Below are 16,939 nucleotides of genomic sequence, written 5' to 3'. Positions count from 1 at the left end.
TCCCGTCCTGTTTCGTAGGACGCAACCATGTTTAAAACCCTAACCGGCACCACCAGTCTTCTTGGCGAGTGCCCTATCTGGTGTGAAAGAACCGAACGCCTGTTCTGGACCGATATCCCAGGTTGCGAACTGCTTGCTCTGGACCCCGTAAGCGGTGAAGTACAGCGCTGGCGAGTGCCGGAGCCGCTGGGGTCGTTCGCCCTTACGACAAATGCAGACGTATTGCTAATGGGATTGGCCTCCTGCCTGGGTTATTACAACCTGAGTACTGGTCGCTTCACCAAAATTACCATCACGCCTGGAGTACCCGGAACCCCGATCAGTGATGGCCGCTGCGACCGTATGGGCAACTTTGTGTTTAGCACTATGGATGCCGGTGAGCCGGTGCAAACTATAGGGCGATTTCACCGGTTCAATGCCGCGACGCTCAAGACTGAAACGCTGGACCTTCCCGAAGTGGCGATCCCGAACAGCATCTGTTTTAGCCCGGGAGGTTCCACCATGTATTACGCGGACTCCCTGCAAGGATGCATTTTCTGCTGCGATTACCCGTCGCTAGAAAACCAGAGTGTATTCACTACAGTCAAAGGTCAGGGTGCTCCAGACGGTTCTTGTATTGATGCGCAGGGTTTTCTCTGGAATGCGGAATGGGGCGGTAGCAGAGTCGTGCGTTACGCGACTGACGGCAGAGTTGACAGCGTGATCGACTCCCCGTGTATTCAGACCACTTGCCCGGTGTTAGCGGGACCTGGTTATGAAACGCTTTACTGCACCAGCGCACGGATATAGGGCTGGATAAGCCGGCAGATTTCGATGGCACGCTGATAAAAGCCGAAGCCGTTTTAGCTGCCGGATTCCCTGAAGAGCGATTTACAGGACGACTGCACTGAATAGTGGGTTCTAGCCTGTCGCGCCGTTCTGAATGCCAACTTGGTAGACGCGTATGAATGACCGCTTCTGGCCGAAAGCCGCCCCTCAAGCCAAACTCAGAGAGTCGATCAATGATGCAGGAGAGGCGCATTTTCAACTCGGAATGAGACAGTTAGTCGCATACCGAGGCAATGGGCCAAAGATGAAATCAGATGATCAACTGATCACTGCGCCTTTCGGGCCGCTGGCAATCAGCGCAGCGCCACAGGCGGTTTTCATGCCGTCGAGCGCGATGGGCACGCCATCGACGGTGTAGGTGCTGCTGCCCTCGGCAATCGGGAAAATCCCCTTGCACAGCGGACAACTGACCTTGTGCCCGACCCCAGCAATCGGCTTGCCGTTGAGGTCGGTCCGGGAGAACGCTTCAAGGACCTTACCACCGTGAGTGGTGGAGTCGCCCAAGCGAATGACGTCTTTCACTTTGCATTTCCTTGATCAGAAGTGATCGCCATAAAATGAAACGTTTTCAGCTGAAGTGGTGTCGTCGGACACCAGCTTGCATTCATAACTCATTGCAAAAATAAATCCGTCCCAATTATTGGAACCAAGCATGCATTGACTTCATCCGTTGAGAAACCTCAAAAATTCTGCAAGTACCAAGGCCTCTGAACGCTCCAAAGCTTTCCTGATTTCGTCACAACCGCCTTTTGCAGACACCACCTTGCCCTTCAGTATTTCCCCTTCAGGAGTACATATATCCAGACTCACAACAAAACTTCCGCCCTCTGCTTGCTCACCTTCAAAAACAAGCTCAACTTCCTCGGGAAAAACCGTAACATATACAGAGAATTTTTCACCCGCATAATCGTAATGACCACAGTTTCTACTTAATACACTGCCCTGTTCTCTCGACGCCTGTCCATAAACCCTGTCTAAAAAACCCTGAAGAAGATCAACGCATTTTAGTTTTTCAGTCATTACTTCACCCCTTTGCGGCTTATTGATTTCAACACACCGTCAGTCAGGGCGTGATTGGATTCTGCTCCACGGGTATTTGCCCATGCTTTCAGTTTTGAGTCATCAGGATCGTCAGATGGACGAATAGTCACATGCCCGCTCTCTTTGTCATTAATTACATCAAAACCACAAGAGCAAAGCGCTTCAACATCAAGTTCAACATATTTTCCAGGCCCCATGTTGTCCACTGACATATCGGCTGACAAACCCGGAGCGTTACTTCCTTTACGAACATCATCTTTGTTCGGACGCGGTGTCATGCTGCTCGCCGTACCGGATCCACCTCTAAACACACTGCCCGTCGTCAAGGTCTTAGGTTTGAAGCGATTGAGTCCCAGAGGGTCAATCCAGCTCACTGGGTTAGAAGCATATTGATAAAGGTTTATGCCTCCAAAATAACTGATCGGGTCATGCGAAATAAACCGACCGATCTTCGGATCATAGTACCGATACCGATTGTAGTGCAGCCCTGTCTCATGATCGTGATACTGCCCCTGGAACCTGATCGGGTTCGTCACACCATGCTGCCGCGCCCATTCTGAACGCTGCTCCGTCACCTGCCCCCAGGCCTTGTACTGCGCGGTCCACGCCATATTGCCTTGTGAGTCCGTCAGTTCCTGCGGTGTTCCTAGGTGATCGCACTGGTACCAGGCCAACGCATCAAACGGTAATGCCGTGGCTTTGTGATTCCACAGTGGATCCTCATCAAAGCTGTATTCACCGCTGTAATCCGGCTGGCCCATGAGGTTGATCGGCGCGTGTCGCACAGCTTGAGCGACGGGTATGAAAGTCCCCGGTTCGAAGACGTAGTGCACCGTGCGACCCGGCTCGCCATCGCCCTGCGCCAGACTGCTTTCCCACGCGAGGTTGTCGCCGTCCCATCCGTAAAGCGTAAAACCGCAGCCAAGTTCACGCTGTTTGCGGGCGTGCTCGTTTCTGTTCCAGAGGGAACCGGCTTCCGGCCGCTGTTTGTAGTGCGCGCGGGAGTTTTTGTGCAGGCGGCGTCCCAGTGCGTCGTAAGCGAAATCCACACTCAGGCGCGGATCTTCGAAATGCACCAGTCGATCAAACAGGTCCCAACGCATATCGCTACGCTGACCGTTGTGCCAGCGCTGGATCTGATTACCGCGTTCGTCGTAGTCGTAGTGGGTGCCGGCGTATTCGCGCAGCAGGTTGTCGACCAGTTTGCTGCGCGGTGGCGTCAGATCCAGTGGGCGACGGATTTCTGCAGTCTTGTCATCCAGCAGGTTACCGGCCGGGTCGAAGGCGAACGTTTCAACGCCTTGACGCGTCACGGCGCTGAGCAGTCGGCCGACGGGATCGTAACGATAGGCGAGCGGGCCGCGACGACTGTCGTTGATGTCAGTCAGTTGGCCGGCAGCGTCGTATTTGTATTCGCGCTTGAGCAGAGTGCTTTTGTCATCGCTGCGCCCCAGCAGTTGCTCCTGCAAGCGTCCGGCCGGGTCCCAGCTTTGAGTTTGCAGCAGGTGATTGCCTTGATGGCGGGCGATTTCGCGGTGCAGGTCGTCGCGTTCGTAACCGATCAGCTCATGCTCGTCCAGGCGCATGCCCAGCAGGTGGCCGCTGCCGTAAGTGAGCCAACTGACGCGGTGGCCGTCGGGGCGAACGGTGGCAACACGTTGATTGAGCACGTCGTACTCGTGCTGCCAGATCGCGACGGTGGGCTTTTCCAGTCCGAGGTAATGTTGGTGTTCGCGCAGCAGATTGCCGGCTGGGTCGTGGAACCATTGCAGTCGGCTGTCGGCGTTGTCGGCCAGCACCATGTTGCCGTTGCCATCGTAGGCAAAGGTTTCGCTTTGCGATTGGTCGCCCAGGGTGGCGCGACGCTCGGTCAAACGGCCCATCGGGTCGAAGTTCAATGAGATGATGCGTTTGCCATTGACTGATTGGGCGAGGCGACCGGTGAGAGGGTCGTACTGATAATGCGTACTACGGCCGTCAAATCCGCTCTCCTCCAGCAGTCGACCAACCGGGTCGTAGTGGAAGTGCGCGCGTTGTTCGTTTTCGTTTTCCAGGGCCGTTAACCGTCCGAGGCGGTCCCAGCGATAGCGCAGGGTTTGCTCGGCGGCATCGACACGTTCGGCGATCAAACCGGCCGCGCTGTAGCTCCAGGTGGTGCAGCGATCGAGACCGTCGACATGCGTCAGCAGCCGGCCTTCAGCGTCGCGTTCAAAGCGCTCTTCAGTCTTGTCCGGGTGCTTGACCAGCACCAGTTGGCCGGCCTTGTATTCGTATTCGGTGGCGTTCCCGGCAGCGTCGGTGAAGCAGATCATCTGCCCCAGTTCGTTGTATTCCCAGGCGCTGGTCTTGCCTGAGCAGTCGACGTACTCGACCAGTTGCCCGGCGTCGTTGTAATCCAACGTCTTTTCGTTGCCGTTGGCGTCCTTGATCGCGGTGGGCTGACCGGATTTGTTGTAGGCGTATTCGGTTTTGTTGCCCAGCGGATCGAGCGCTTCGACCAGGTTGCCTTGGTCGTCATAGGCGCGTTGCCACTGACCACCCTCGGCGTCGCTGATCTTGATCAGCATGTCCTGATCATCGTAGGCGTAATGTATCACCGTGTGATCGGCGCGGATGTGTTCGAGCAAGTTGCTGCGTTCATCGTAGCTGTAGCGATCGGTGCTGCCATCGGCATTCACGCGGCGAACGATGTTCTTGGCTTCGTCGCGGAAGAACCATTCCGAACGCTCATCCGCGTAACGGATGCGGTAGGTGTAGCCAAGGATGTCGTAGTAGTGCCAAGTCTCGTTGCCGAGGGCGTCGGTGACGTAGGTCAAACGGATGTTTTCGTCCCACTCCAGGCGCGAGTCGAAGCTGCCGTCGTCCGCCCATTCGCGGATGGCTCTGGCCTTGGCGCCAGGGCCGTCCCACTGCAGATTCATGCCGCGCCCGGTGCGGTCGGTGTAGCGGGTGATCAGGTGATGCTGGAACTGATACGACCAGACTGCGCCGTTCTCGTCCTGCGCCTGAGTCAGATCGCCATAGGCGTCGTATTGGTAGGCGCAGAGCTGTCGCTGCGGTTCGCCGTCAACGATTTGCCAGAGACCGATAAACCGGCCGTGATTGTCGATCATTGTGCCGAGGTGCAAGTGCACCTTGCTGGTGTCGTTTTCCTGATAGGTGATCAGATCCGAGAGCACCGATTGTTCGCCGTGCCGATGCTCGTAATGCAGCATGATCCCGGCGCCGTTGCGCAGCGAAATGTTGGTCAGTACATAGCGCTGGCCACGGCGGACGTAGGTTTCCTTGCGTTCGAAACCGTGGCACAGCAATAGCTGATCTTCGCTGGCACGAACGAGGGTGATATTTTCGATGGCGTCGTAATGAAACAGACCGACTTTGGGCAGCGAATAGCTGTGGTCACGGCCGTCGGCGCCGTAGAAGGTCAGGCCATCGTCCACGCAGTCGAAACGCGTGGTGAACTCGCTGATCCAACGGGCCCCGAGTTCGCTCTGATCGTAGGCGTCGAGGCGTGAGTTGTAAGTTCGGGTCCACTCGATCGGGAAGGGGCCGGGCAGGCTGAAATCGGTATGGCTGAAGCTTTCCGAACCCAAGGCGAAATTGATGCTGAAGTTCGTGGCACATTCACAAGGGCCTTTCTTTGGATTGGGCGCGCCTTTCGCCGGTGCCTGTTGGCCGTGGGCGGCCAACTGCCCCTCAGATGCCGTACGCTTCGCCTGTCCGGTCTTCTCCGGATGGACGGCGGCGTTCTGGCCATGGGCATTGCGCTTGCGCCACAACGTCACGGCGCTGGAAAGAATCAGCAGCAACCAACCGATGGAGTTCTGAACGGACTCATCGTCCAGCTTGCTCAACTGGGTGCGCAGCTCCGGACCCATCGCCCGCAGTTTCGCGGTTTCCGTGGCAACCCGCTTCTTCACCTCATCGGGCAGCAGGTGATCGGCCGCACTGTTGGCCAAGCCTTTGCCTGCAGCCTTATAAGCGCTGCACGCGGCGCCGAAGATGTTGCCGAACGATGCAAGGGGATCATTCTTGAATTGATCGACCGCCGCACTCGCTTGTGCGCCAGCCGCGTTTAGGTCGCCCTTGGCATCAAGCTTGCCATTGGCCACCGTCTCGAGGCCTTTGGCAATCTCGTTGACAACGTCTTCACCCAGCTTGCCGGCGTCCGCCAGAATGCCCGGCAGCTTGCCTTTGGCCTGTTCAACAAAATCATCCAGCGTGCCGATAATCGAGGCGTTCAGGTGACCTACCAGCACCTCGATCACGGAGGTGCTGAGCAACAACTTGCTGCTGGCCCTCATCTCCTGACGCACCAGAAACAGCGTCGGACGCAGGGTCATCCGGGCTGCCGCCATCGCCGGTGGCAGCGGCAAAACACCGATCAGGTTGATGCCCAGACTGGCCCACGCGAGCAGGTCGCGCTTCTGTGCGTTCGACAGCGTGACGATGTCACCCAGCGCATCGACCAGCGCCATGATGTTGCCCACCACGGGTAATGCGCCGGCGACGTTCTTGATCCGGTCGAGGGTGACCACCCCGCCACTGGCCGATTGCAGCCAGGCATCGAAGGTCGCCGCACCGCTGGCGACGTCCTGAATGTCGATGGCATTCAGGGGAACGATCGCAACCTGAGGTTCACGTTTTACAACAGCAGTTTCAGTGGTCATGACAGCATCTCACCCGCCAGCAGGCCCGGGGTTTTCAAGGAAGTTTTAGGAAGCGTCGGCGCCGGCAGACTCGGCAACTTGCCCGCCTTGCTCGCCGCTCCGAGGATCCCCGACGCACTCGGCATTGCCGCATTCGCCAGTTTCGGCAGCCCGGCCACCCCGCCCTGCACGGCGCCTTTCACCTGCTGCGCCGTTTGCATCGCACCTTGCGCGGTCTGCATTGCACCCATACCTGTCTGTGCCAATTCCTTGCCCTTCTCCAACATGTCCCAGTTCTTGCTCGGCAGCGCCTGCGCCACCATCGCCTGCACCTGACTCGGTACGTCATCAGCCCCCGGCGAATTCAACGGCCATTCCGGTTTGCCGATGTAGCTGCCGTCGCTCCAGGTGTCCGCCGGATCCTTGCCGAACAGCACGCGCGCCGGGCCCGGGGCGGCGCCGGCGACGCTGGCAAAACCCTTGGCGTCGAGTTTGCCCTTGATGCTTTTGCCCAAGGCGTCGATCACTTCGTAATCGCCTTCCTTGATGCCCTGACGCCCGGCGTATTGGTTGAACAACTCCAGGTTGCCCTTGCCCGGTTTCGGCGGTTCCGGGAACACGCCGGCCAGACTTTTCGCGCCGGTGTAGGCGAAGTTCGCCGCGTGCGCGGTGTACGGGCCGCTGGTGGCGTGGGTGATGCCGCCGGCGTTGTAGGTCGTGGCGCTGCCGCCGCCCTGGATCACCAGTTCGGTCTTGGCGGTGATGGTGATGCGGTCGGCATTGGCGGTGATGTTGAGTTTGGCCAGCAGGTTGATGCTGTCCTTGAGCGCCTTGACGTCGATGTCGCCGGAGGCCGCCACCAGACGCCAGCCCATGCTCTGCACGAACAGGCGCATGCCACGGCTGGCACTGGCCAACAGGCGTTTGCCAATGGAGAAACTGGTGTGCCCGGTGCTGCTCAGCGCCAGGTGTTCGCCGGTGGCGATGTGGCTGGAGCGCGGTGTGGTCAGGGCGATGCCGGCCGGACTGGCGAGCACCAGGTGCGGCTCGGTGAATTCGGGGAATTCGTTGGCGGTGAGGTTCGCCGGTCCCGAGCCGAGCACGCCTTGATGCTGCGCGTGCAACGCTTTGGCGACGTCGTCCTGATCGCCGGCCTCTTGGGCCTGAAGCTCTTTGGCCTGAACGGCAAAACCGTCCTGCTGATCGCTGGCCGTGGCGAGGCGTTCAGCGGTTTCCGGCAGATCCTTGTGGTGCTTGGATTCGTTCGGACGCGGTTCGGTGGTGATCAGCAGGCCGGCACCGGCACGCACGGCGCCGTGACGGTCGGTTCTTAACTCAAAACCTTCACCGCGCGGCTGCCCACCTGAAGGACGTGGATGGGTCAGGTAACCAAGGTTGATCGCACTGGCGCCGTGGTCACTGCGCAGCGCAATGCTGATTTCGCTGGTGGTGTCGTCGATGCGCAGTTCGTTGGCGCGGCTGCCCTTGTATTCCTTGCTCTTAACCGTGGCCAGGGTCTTGAAGTCCGGCAGTTTGTACGGCGGCAGGTTGGCGCCGTGGTACAGGCAACCAGTGATCAGCGGCTGGTCGGGGTCGCCTTCGAGGAAGGTGATCAGCACTTCCATGCCGACCCGAGGAATGTTGATCGAACCAAAGGTTTCGGCGGCCCAACTGGAGGCCACGCGCATCCAGCAGGTGGTCTTGTCGTCGTGCTGGCCTTCGCGATCCCAGAAAAACTGCACCTTCACCCGGCCGTACTGGTCGCAGTAAATCTCTTCGCCTTCAGGGCCACAAACCACCGCACTTTGAGTACCGAGGACTTTCGGTTTAGGGTGATTCAGCGGTGGACGGTAAGGCACGTCCCACGGGATGGCATTGAAGCGGTTGCGATAGCCCTGGTGGAAATCGTCCTTGTTGTCGGTGGTGTCGCTGGTCACCGACTCTTCGAGCACTTGCGGCTGTTTGCCTTCGTGGAAGATCTCGGTGAGCAGCCACAGGTCGTTCCACGTCGGGTTGGCGTGTTCGGTCAGGGCGAGAAAATGCCCGCTGACCAGAATCGGCTGATCGCTGTTGCCCTCGGCCAGTCGATAGTCCGTGCGATGGCGTTCCAGTGCACGGTTGGCCAGGTGTTTGCCGCGCTCGCGATCAACGAAACGCCCCGGGTAATCGTAATCTTCCAGATCCGGCTGGGCGTTGCTCTTGGCGTCGCTTTCCAGCTCGATCTTCGGTTTGACGAAGTCGTAATCGCGGCGCGTGGTGCGGCTGGTGCGGGTCGCCAGACGCAGGCCGAAACGCTTGACCACCGGTTGATCGGCGACCAGCCCGGAGTCCTGTTGGTAGGCCACGGGCGCCAGTTTCGGGAACACCGTCTGGTCATCGCCGAAGGTCAGCTTGTGGCCGCTGGACGTGTGCTGGAAGTGGTAGTGAATCCCCTCCTCTTCGCACAGGCGCTGGACGAAATGCAGGTCACTTTCGTCGTACTGCGTGCAGTAGACGCGCTCGGGATAGATCGCGCTCAGCTGGAAGTGGTAGTCGCTGGCGAGGATGCCGTGTTCTTCCAGCACCTGGCTGATGATTTGCTGCACGGTCATCTGCTGGAAAATGCGCTGGTTGAAACGGTGCGCGAGGTACGAAAGCTGCGGGCGCAGCGAAATCTTGTAGCGGGTCAGGCGCTTGCCCGCCTCGCCCTGGGCGATGCTGTAGATCAGCCCGTGAATCCCGGTGCCGCTCGGCGACAGCTGAAGAAACGCCAGTTTGTGCAGCAGGCTTTCGAGGTTGATCGAGGCCTTTTCGCTGACCAGTTCCAGCTCGAATTGGAAGGGGGTGTTGAGGGCTTCCCGACCGGTGAACGACAGCACCTGAAAGTCGCTGTCCGCGCCATCGATGGTCAGATTGAAATGAGGCTGGTTGGCCGGTGAGAACATTCCCTTGTCCCTTACGCAGTGCTGCGATACGCGCCAGATCGCTAAGGATCTGGCGGCAAAAAAATCTTTTGAAATTCATGATCTCGGCCAGCAGCGCTGGCCGAGACGGTACAACCATCAGCCGCGATTAAACGACTGGAGCACGCCAGTCATCGGAACCCGAAGTACCCGAGACTTCGTGGGTCCAGGTGATTTTGCGGTAGGTGAACTGCACTTCTTCCAGGTGGGTGAAGTGCGAGTTGCCTGGATCCTGGCAGTTGTGCATTTTGTTGTTGATGGCGACGATGATCGCGTCTTCCAGTTTGGTGGTGTAGTAGTGCTCTTGAGTACCTTGAGCCGAAGTACGGAACCACTGGATAACGATTTCGCTCATGCGCTCGCCGGAGGTCAGAGCGGCTTGCAGCAGAGGCGAAGCCTTGTCGTAGACCTTGGTGATTACAACTGGCTTGTGAACGCGCTGACCGGTTGGCTGACCGGATTGCGGGTCACGCGGGATGATCACGTCGTGGCTGAACGCCTGAACCATGACCTGGTCTTCGTGACCTTCCTGGTAGGTGTTGCCAACGGAGTCAGCGGTGAATGCGCCTGCAGTGATCAGGCCTTGTTTTTCGCCGGTAACCGACATGTACGCTGGTGTTGCCATGGGAGGTGCTCCTTGCTGGATCAGTGGATGAGTCATAGGTGAAATCACCTAAGAGGCGGCCACTTGCCATCAAATTACATGCCAACTTTTTTCGAGCCTTATAAACCGGGCTTGCGAGCGTTTTCCTTGCGGAGGCTGGGATAAATCCGCAGAAAATAATCGAAAAGTGCGCAAGAAGTTGCGCAGTGGTGTGCAAGAAGTTGCGCACTTGGCTGGAGACCACGATCTACTTGGGCTGTAGCGATTTATTGAGCCAAATATGCGGAACAAGTGCGCAAGAAGTTGCGCACTTTCAAAAAAGCCCCCCAACACATCAACGGCTGAAGTTTTGATGGTGCCAGGTCATGACTGCATTTCAAGATGGCCAAACATAAGAAGCACACCTTTCCACAAACCATAACAAATCCTAAGCAAGGGATATCCTCAGCATTCGCTCAATACGACGCCAAAGTCATCGCTAGACACCTGAGCCGCCTCGTTAAGCCGTTGGCGCAGCGCAGCGGTCAGTTGCCGCTCCACCTCCCATGGATCCGACAGCGCGGCCAGCTGCGGCGCCAATTGCGGCGACAGGCTCATCAGCGATTGATTGAGCGAACGCGCGGTTTCATACGCAGCCTTCTGCACGAAGCTGATCTCGACCAGTTCACCCTGCGCCTTGCGAAACTCCATCTCCGCCATTCGCGCCAGGTAATGCTCGCGATGCGCTCGTGCTTTCTGAAAGTCCGGAGAGTGCCCCTGGGCCGAATCAACGGGCGGCGGCGCAGCCGTGTTAGTCGGTTCGGATTTTAATGTGACGTGGCTGTAGACGTCACGCTGGAGCCGTTCCTGCTGGTGTCGAGCGCTGACGCCGGCCTTACTCGGATCCCGCGTCACCTCCAGAAACTGTTCGCTGGCATCGACATCGATCCGGCCCGCTTCATCCAGCACCAGTCGATTATTGAGTATCAATTTGCTGATGTATTGCTTGGACCACCCCTTGAGCTCACCGTATTCCTTACGTGTTAAAAATGCCATGAAGCCTCCTATTTCCAAGCCCGGTCAACTGGTCAACCAGTCAACTGGGGTCAACTAACTTTCCAACCCAGCCACTAACAAGATCCCGCGGGTTTCCGACCCCGTGCCCTTTGAAAGTCCTCAGGGTCCCCGGCGCCTTTTCGGTGGCCTGGCCAGCAGATCCGCCTCGTTCGACTAGTCTCTGTGGACGATCAGTCAGAAGGTGAGAAGTCATGGAAATGATTGCTGTGCGTTCCAGTGCGATGACCGCCGTTGGCTACGATCCTGCAACGAGACGAATGAGGATCCGCTTTGAACAAGGCCACTCCTACGACTTCTGCGGTGTCCCATCAACCATACACAATGGCTTGATGGCAGCTGTGTCCAAAGGCGCCTACTACAACCAGCACATACGCGATCGCTTTCAGTGCTGAGACGCGCCTTGATGGCCATGCCTTGGTGCGATCACCTTCAGCTTTAACACCCCGCCCCCTTTCTGAGGATGTGCAATGAGCTATGCCGCAGAAGCGTTCAACGTGATGATTGCCTCACCAGGTGATGTAGCCTCCGAGCGCGCGATTGTGCGCGACGTCATTTATGAGTGGAACGCAGTTCATTCCAATACACGGAAGATCGTTTTGCTTCCCATTGGCTGGGAGTCTCACTCCTCTCCAGAAATGGGCAACTCCCCTCAAGCTATCATCAATGAGCAAATCCTAGAGAAATGTGACCTGCTGATAGGCGTGTTTTGGACGAGGATTGGTACGCCAACCGAAGACTACGCGAGTGGCACCGTCGAAGAGCTCGAAAAACACATTCAGTCAGGCAAGCCAGCAATGTTGTATTTTTCATCTCAACCAGTGGTCTTCGACTCCGTTGAGCTTGAGCAGGCCGCAGCAGTTAAGAAATTCAAAACCGATTGCCAAAGTCGAGGGCTCTATCAGAGCTACGACAGTCTCGCGGACTTTCGAACAAAGCTTTATCGACACCTCCAGCTTAAGGTCAACGAGCATCCAATCTTCAACAAATTGGAAAGCCATAGCTCAAGCGAAATCTCCGAATCTCAAACGCAGATCCCGAAGCTTTCTGATGAAGCTCAAATTCTGTTGAAGGAAGCTAGCCTGGACGCTCATGGGACAATCATTCATGTCGAATACATGGAAGGTACAGACGTCCAAACAAACGGTAAGAATCTCGTCGCCGAAAAGAGAGACCGCCGAGAAGTAGCCAAATGGGAACAAGCGATTCTCGAACTCTCGAACGAAGGCCTTATCGTCGGTCAGGGCTACAAAGGCGAAATCTATCAAGTCACAAATCTTGGTTACCAGATCGCAGACATGATTGCCCTTTAGCCACTCCTTTGAAAAGACGGACATCCCTGCGAAGGTTTCAGCTAGAGAGATTCCGCGAGTTCGCTAACCCGTGTAGGGGGCGGCCCTTGGGGAGGACCCGTAAAAATCGGCGCCCTACCCGGCCTGCCCGGCTCATGCTTTCGGTTCGGCCTCGCTCAGGTCCAGCCGCTTGGCCACCCAGCGTTCGTACAAGCCGATGGCGACATCGGCGCCGGCCATCGCGGTCAGGCAACCCAAGGCACCCGCTGTCCAGATCGACAGGCCCGCGCCAAACAGCAACATCATCGCTGACACGCCGCAGACGATGCAGGCACCGGACCGAAGTGCGAGGCGGCGCAACAATGCCCAGCCTCTCGCCCCGTCCTTGTCAGCGCGCCACATCTCGCCGGACACGCCGCCCACCAAGGACAGGGCAATCACCAACCAGATCGGCATCTCTGCCAGTGCCTGTTGCTCGTTCGTCACTGCCCCTGCCCCTTAAACAAAAAGACCCGGCGCAATGGCCGGGTCAGGTAGTGGGTGGCCTGCCGCGCTTTGCGGTCGCACCCATCGAAGATGGCCCCTTTTTACAGGTCGATTCTGGTGGCAGCAAGACCGTTTTAATGCCATCCGGTGAATGTGTGGGTGACGCCCGGTGAACGGCTGGCGAATGTCGGTGAATATCTCAACCCGGCTGGCTTTTGCTTCTGGTGTTTTAGCGGCGTCCCATGCGTCCCACCTCTCCAAAACAAGGTGGGACGTCTGAAAGCCCCGCAGATTGGGGCTTTGCCCCACCGTCCTACTTTTATCTCTCTTTTCTCGTGTATAGAGAGAATATTTAAAAACACGCGTGCGCGTGAACACGCGCATTGATGCCCGCTACGCATACACGGGCGGGAGGCATGAAAAAGGTGGGACGGTGGGACAGCCCAACAACGACGTGGCCTGCGCCCGTCCCACCACCGCAAAAAGCAGTGGGACGGAGGCAGGCCAGTGGGACGGCGTGAGCCAGAGTAATGCCCACGATCAAGCCGCTTCCCCCAGGAGGAAGTGCTCAACCACGATGTGAGCGTCATGCAGGCGCTGGTAGTAGAGGTTGCGTGTGCAGCCACTCTCAGCCAGACGCGCAGTCAGAGGCGCATCAGGCTGGAAGTAATGCACCTGGACTACCGTCATCAACTCGGGATCAAGGCGTTTCTTGACGATGCGCTCGATGTCCAGGGAGGCCTCCAGCGGCACCCTGCTCCCGCGCCTTCCGCGCACAAGCTGGCCACCGCTTTCCATCATCATCGCGACCATGTTGCCGCCCGAGTAACCGGCGGCCACCTCATCGCTATGCAGCTCCTGCGCCCATTGCTTGAGGGCCATATCGATCGCCTTAATCATCGAAGCACGGCTCCTCGAACTCAGGTTGTTCCAGCGCAGGCGCCCTGCCCCAACCCTCCGGTTTCTTGTACGCCCAAGGCCGCTGGCCGCTCTTGCTCAGGGCGCCCAAACGGAACCGTCGCCAGCCCAGTCGATGTAGGATCGCACCCACGCGCATCTGCTCCGGTTTGCCCCAATGACCGGGATCGAGCTTGAGCGCCTGACTCATTACCTCACTGCCGGTGGTGGTCTCGCCGATTTGCGACTCTTCGAGCCAGGTCAGGATGGGCGTTTCCCATTCGTCCACTACAAAGCGTTCGTCCTGTTCCTCGCTGAACATCGGCGCTTCCTCTCGCGTTACCCACCAGAGATCGCCGGCCTCAAAACAGAACATCGCTTCGGCCCACAGTTGGTCGCGGATCTCGCGCAGCAACGCCACGTCGACCTTGGTACAGGCCACCGGCCAATAGCGGCGGTTGCCGGTGGCGTCCTTGAGATACTCGTCCTGGTTGGTGGTACCGACGAACACACACTGGCGTGGCACGTCCAGGGTTCTGCGGCCATAGCTTTCGCGGTAGGTGTCGGTCGACGCTGAGAAGAACTGCTTGGCCTTGGTGCTCTCGGCCTTGTTGAAGCTGTCCAGTTCGCCCAGCTCGACGATCCACTTACCGCGGATCGCCTGGAAGCCGTCCTTGTCACCGAGGGCAAACGGCGTATCCATAAACCACTCACCGCCGAGCACGCTCATCGCGGTCGACTTACCGGCGCCTTGTACGCCTTCGAGGATCATCACCGAGTCAGCTTTACAGCCGGGCTTCATCACCCGCGCCACGGCCGAGATCATCCAGCGCTTGCCGACCTTAGAGGTGTAGTCGGTTGCCTTCACCCCCATGACATCCGTCAGCCAACGCTCCAGGCGCGGCACGCGATCCCATTCCAGTTTTTTCAGGTACTCGCGCACCGGGTGAAACGCGTGGTCGTGAGCGACGACGCTGACGGCCTCGATCACCTGCGAAGACTTCACGCGCAGGTTGTACTGCTGCGCGAGCCACTTCATCACGCGCACATCATCGATGTCGGCCCACTCCCCGGTGCCACCGCCATAAGGCGCCGCACGCAGCTTGACGATCTTCGAGCTGAAAGCGCAGTAGCTGATCACCCCGGCCCAGCGCACGTCGTGAGCCAGGATCAGTTCGACGTTCTGCATGTGCGCGATCAGTGCGCCACTTTCACTGCGAGCGAGCTGATCTTTCCAGCCACCGGCTGCCGGTGGGCGGACCACCGCGAGGACTTGTCGGCGAACCGCGTCGAGGCCTTCGGCGACGTGCAGATCGTTGAAGTCGGTCCACTTGTCGTGACGCTCAATCGAGAAGATCGGTGCGACGACTTGGGCACCGACGATCAACGCGGCGTTGCTGGCCTTCTCCTCACCCGGGTTCCACGCATCGCCGTTGGGCTTGGTGGTCTTCCAGTCATCGTCGCGACAGATGATCAGTGGGCAGCCGGCAAAGCGTTCGCGCATGACCTTGCACACGGCCAACAGGTTGCCCGCATCGAAGGCCACGGCTACCGCGAGCGAGGTCGCCATGTGCAGGCTGGCGCCGGTGGCGTAACCCTCACACACCAGCACCGGTTCGCCCGGTACCGGGTGCGGACCGAGCAGGTGGAAGGTGCCCTCCTTCGCCATCCCGTAAGGCCAGTAGGATTTGTCGCGGCCGGTGTCTTCCTGTTTGTTCGGGAAGATCACCTGCAGACCCATGATCTGATCGCGGGCGTTCTTCATTGGGACCAACACGGCGCCGGTGCGTGGCGCGTAACGCACGTTGATGCCGACGATTTGTTTGCGATCCAGGTAGTCGCTGCGCCCGGTGGTCGGCATACGCTCGAACAAACCTTGCGCTCTTTTCGCGGCCCGCCGCGCAGCGTTATTCGCGATTTCGGCGGCGCGGCGCTTGGCTTCTTCCTGGCGAGCGCGCATCACTTCGCGCTCCTCGGGGGACATGCGGCCGGCCTTGACCTTGATCTTCTGCGTCTCGCCCGAACGCCAGTCACCGAAGGCGCCGAAGATCAGGGTGTCGCCCTTCTCCGTGCGCTGCTCGTGGACGACGTACCAGCCGTTCTTTTCCTTGCCCTTGTCCTGCGATGTCTTGCAGCGGGTCAGCTTGCCAAACACCAGCGGTTGCGCTGGCTCCAGACCGTAATCGGCGAATTGGCCCAATACCTCATCGAGCATGCTGAATCCCCCGCTCAGAGAGGGACTGACAGCTGATGCACTGCGAGCAACCCGGCTGGGCCAGTCGGCGTGCTTCCGGAATCGGGTCGTCACAGGCTTCACAGAACAGCAAGGAATGAGCAGCGCTTTCGGCCTTGGCAGCGCTGCGCGCCGCCATGGCCTGATCGATGCGTTCCTGCACCAGATCGTTGGCGAAATCGGCGATGTCAGCCACGGTCAGCACCTCGCGTCGTCTGGTTGACGTAGGTGGCGCGGTTGAACAACCCGAGCAGCCCTTGAATGCCCCGGAACACCTGCAGGCGAATCGCGGCCAGTTCCTGATCAGTCACCACGCCGTCGCCGATGCTCTTGGCCCAGGTCTCGGCCAGATCAGCGACCTGGCGGAAGTATTCGGCGATACCAGTGGTGAGCGTCTCAGGCATGTCGTTGGTGTAGGTGTCGGCCAGCTCCTGCCAGATCGTGTCACCGACCAGCGCATGCACCGCATCGAGAATTCGGCGATCCTTGGTCAGTTCGAGGATCTCACCGAATTCCTGAACGTTGATGGAGTGACTCGGGTGGGTCGGCGACAGCTTGTGCTGCAACGTGGTCGGGTTGCGACCGGTCGTGGCAGCGATGGCAGCAGCGCCACCCGGGTAATCGCGAGCGGCGTGGTACAGCGCTAAATCGAGCGGCAGGATTTCCCGCTGCGCCCGTTCCAGAGAACTGAGAGCAATTCGGCTCATGGCATTAATCCTAAAAGTTGCCAGTGCCGCGCGACAGAAGTTGGTGATACATTTGCCGCGTGGTCTGGAGAGGCCCAAAGCCGGCTAGGTTCGTAAGACCAACACCGGCACCGTGCCGGGGCGAACAATCCGTTGTTCACCCCTGGCGCAACAGCTGCCATCTCTGTGGTAAGAACGGCAGCAACACCAAGGCTTCCGAGCCTTGGA

14 protein-coding genes are annotated in these 16,939 nt (G+C 58.6%); 3 read left to right on the top strand and 11 right to left on the bottom strand.

Annotation, left to right across the window (positions count from 1 at the left end; translation table 11 throughout):
- Positions 1 to 27 precede the first annotated feature (27 nt).
- Positions 28 to 789 carry an SMP-30/gluconolactonase/LRE family protein gene (locus tag NN484_RS09860; RefSeq protein ID WP_274659003.1) on the top strand — a complete coding sequence of 254 codons (762 nt, stop codon included), beginning with the start codon at positions 28 to 30 and terminating at the stop codon, positions 787 to 789.
- Positions 790 to 1,086: 297 nt separating this feature from the next.
- Here NN484_RS09860 and NN484_RS09855 read toward each other — a convergent pair whose 3' ends face one another.
- The 6 genes from NN484_RS09855 to NN484_RS09830 all read right to left on the bottom strand — a co-directional run bounded on the left by NN484_RS09855 (position 1,087) and on the right by NN484_RS09830 (position 11,099).
- Positions 1,087 to 1,350: a PAAR domain-containing protein gene (locus NN484_RS09855; protein ID WP_274659002.1), complete on the bottom strand. Its 264-nt coding sequence runs from the start codon at positions 1,348 to 1,350 to the stop codon at positions 1,087 to 1,089.
- A 141-nt stretch (positions 1,351 to 1,491) separates the two neighbouring features.
- On the bottom strand, positions 1,492 to 1,848 hold the full coding sequence (locus NN484_RS09850; protein ID WP_274659001.1) for a hypothetical protein: 357 nt from the start codon (positions 1,846 to 1,848) through the stop codon (positions 1,492 to 1,494).
- Positions 1,848 to 6,539, bottom strand: coding sequence for an RHS repeat-associated core domain-containing protein (locus NN484_RS09845; protein ID WP_274659000.1), 4,692 nt, complete (start codon positions 6,537 to 6,539; stop codon positions 1,848 to 1,850). The genes NN484_RS09850 and NN484_RS09845 overlap by 1 nt, the downstream gene beginning before the upstream one ends.
- A complete protein-coding gene (locus NN484_RS09840) occupies positions 6,536 to 9,442 on the bottom strand; it encodes a type VI secretion system Vgr family protein (protein WP_274658999.1) in 2,907 nt (968 codons plus the stop codon). Before NN484_RS09840 ends, NN484_RS09845 begins: the two co-directional genes overlap by 4 nt.
- Before the next feature lie 127 nt (positions 9,443 to 9,569).
- Complete coding sequence (locus NN484_RS09835; RefSeq protein WP_007919523.1) at positions 9,570 to 10,085, bottom strand: Hcp family type VI secretion system effector; 516 nt, start codon at positions 10,083 to 10,085, stop codon at positions 9,570 to 9,572.
- Positions 10,086 to 10,508: 423 nt separating this feature from the next.
- A complete protein-coding gene (locus tag NN484_RS09830) occupies positions 10,509 to 11,099 on the bottom strand; it encodes a terminase small subunit (RefSeq protein ID WP_274658998.1) in 591 nt (196 codons plus the stop codon).
- 212 nt (positions 11,100 to 11,311) lie between these two features.
- On the opposite strand from NN484_RS09830, the gene NN484_RS09825 reads away from it, so the two are divergent.
- Complete coding sequence (locus tag NN484_RS09825; protein ID WP_192351858.1) at positions 11,312 to 11,512, top strand: KTSC domain-containing protein; 201 nt, start codon at positions 11,312 to 11,314, stop codon at positions 11,510 to 11,512.
- Between the two features lie 75 nt (positions 11,513 to 11,587).
- Positions 11,588 to 12,430: a DUF4062 domain-containing protein gene (locus tag NN484_RS09820; protein WP_192351857.1), complete on the top strand. Its 843-nt coding sequence runs from the start codon at positions 11,588 to 11,590 to the stop codon at positions 12,428 to 12,430.
- Between the two features lie 132 nt (positions 12,431 to 12,562).
- On the opposite strand, the gene NN484_RS09815 is transcribed toward NN484_RS09820, so the two are convergent.
- From NN484_RS09815 to NN484_RS09795, 5 genes are all read right to left on the bottom strand, one after another.
- Positions 12,563 to 12,895, bottom strand: a complete 333-nt coding sequence (locus NN484_RS09815) for a phage holin family protein (protein WP_008080174.1) — start codon at positions 12,893 to 12,895, stop codon at positions 12,563 to 12,565.
- A gap of 540 nt (positions 12,896 to 13,435) precedes the next feature.
- Positions 13,436 to 13,795: a PA0613 family protein gene (locus NN484_RS09810; protein ID WP_047301475.1), complete on the bottom strand. Its 360-nt coding sequence runs from the start codon at positions 13,793 to 13,795 to the stop codon at positions 13,436 to 13,438.
- Positions 13,788 to 16,007 (bottom strand): VapE domain-containing protein, encoded by a 2,220-nt coding sequence (locus NN484_RS09805; RefSeq protein ID WP_274658997.1) that lies wholly within the window; start codon positions 16,005 to 16,007, stop codon positions 13,788 to 13,790. Before NN484_RS09805 ends, NN484_RS09810 begins: the two co-directional genes overlap by 8 nt.
- Positions 15,997 to 16,221, bottom strand: a complete 225-nt coding sequence (locus tag NN484_RS09800) for a TraR/DksA family transcriptional regulator (RefSeq protein ID WP_008080171.1) — start codon at positions 16,219 to 16,221, stop codon at positions 15,997 to 15,999. Before NN484_RS09800 ends, NN484_RS09805 begins: the two co-directional genes overlap by 11 nt.
- Complete coding sequence (locus NN484_RS09795) at positions 16,214 to 16,732, bottom strand: phage regulatory CII family protein (protein WP_274658996.1); 519 nt, start codon at positions 16,730 to 16,732, stop codon at positions 16,214 to 16,216. Before NN484_RS09795 ends, NN484_RS09800 begins: the two co-directional genes overlap by 8 nt.
- Between the last annotated feature and the right edge of the window lie 207 nt (positions 16,733 to 16,939).

Source organism: Pseudomonas serboccidentalis (assembly GCF_028830055.1).
Classification (GTDB): Bacteria; Pseudomonadota; Gammaproteobacteria; order Pseudomonadales; family Pseudomonadaceae; genus Aquipseudomonas; species Aquipseudomonas serboccidentalis.
This window is presented reverse-complemented; position numbering and strand designations above follow the sequence as displayed.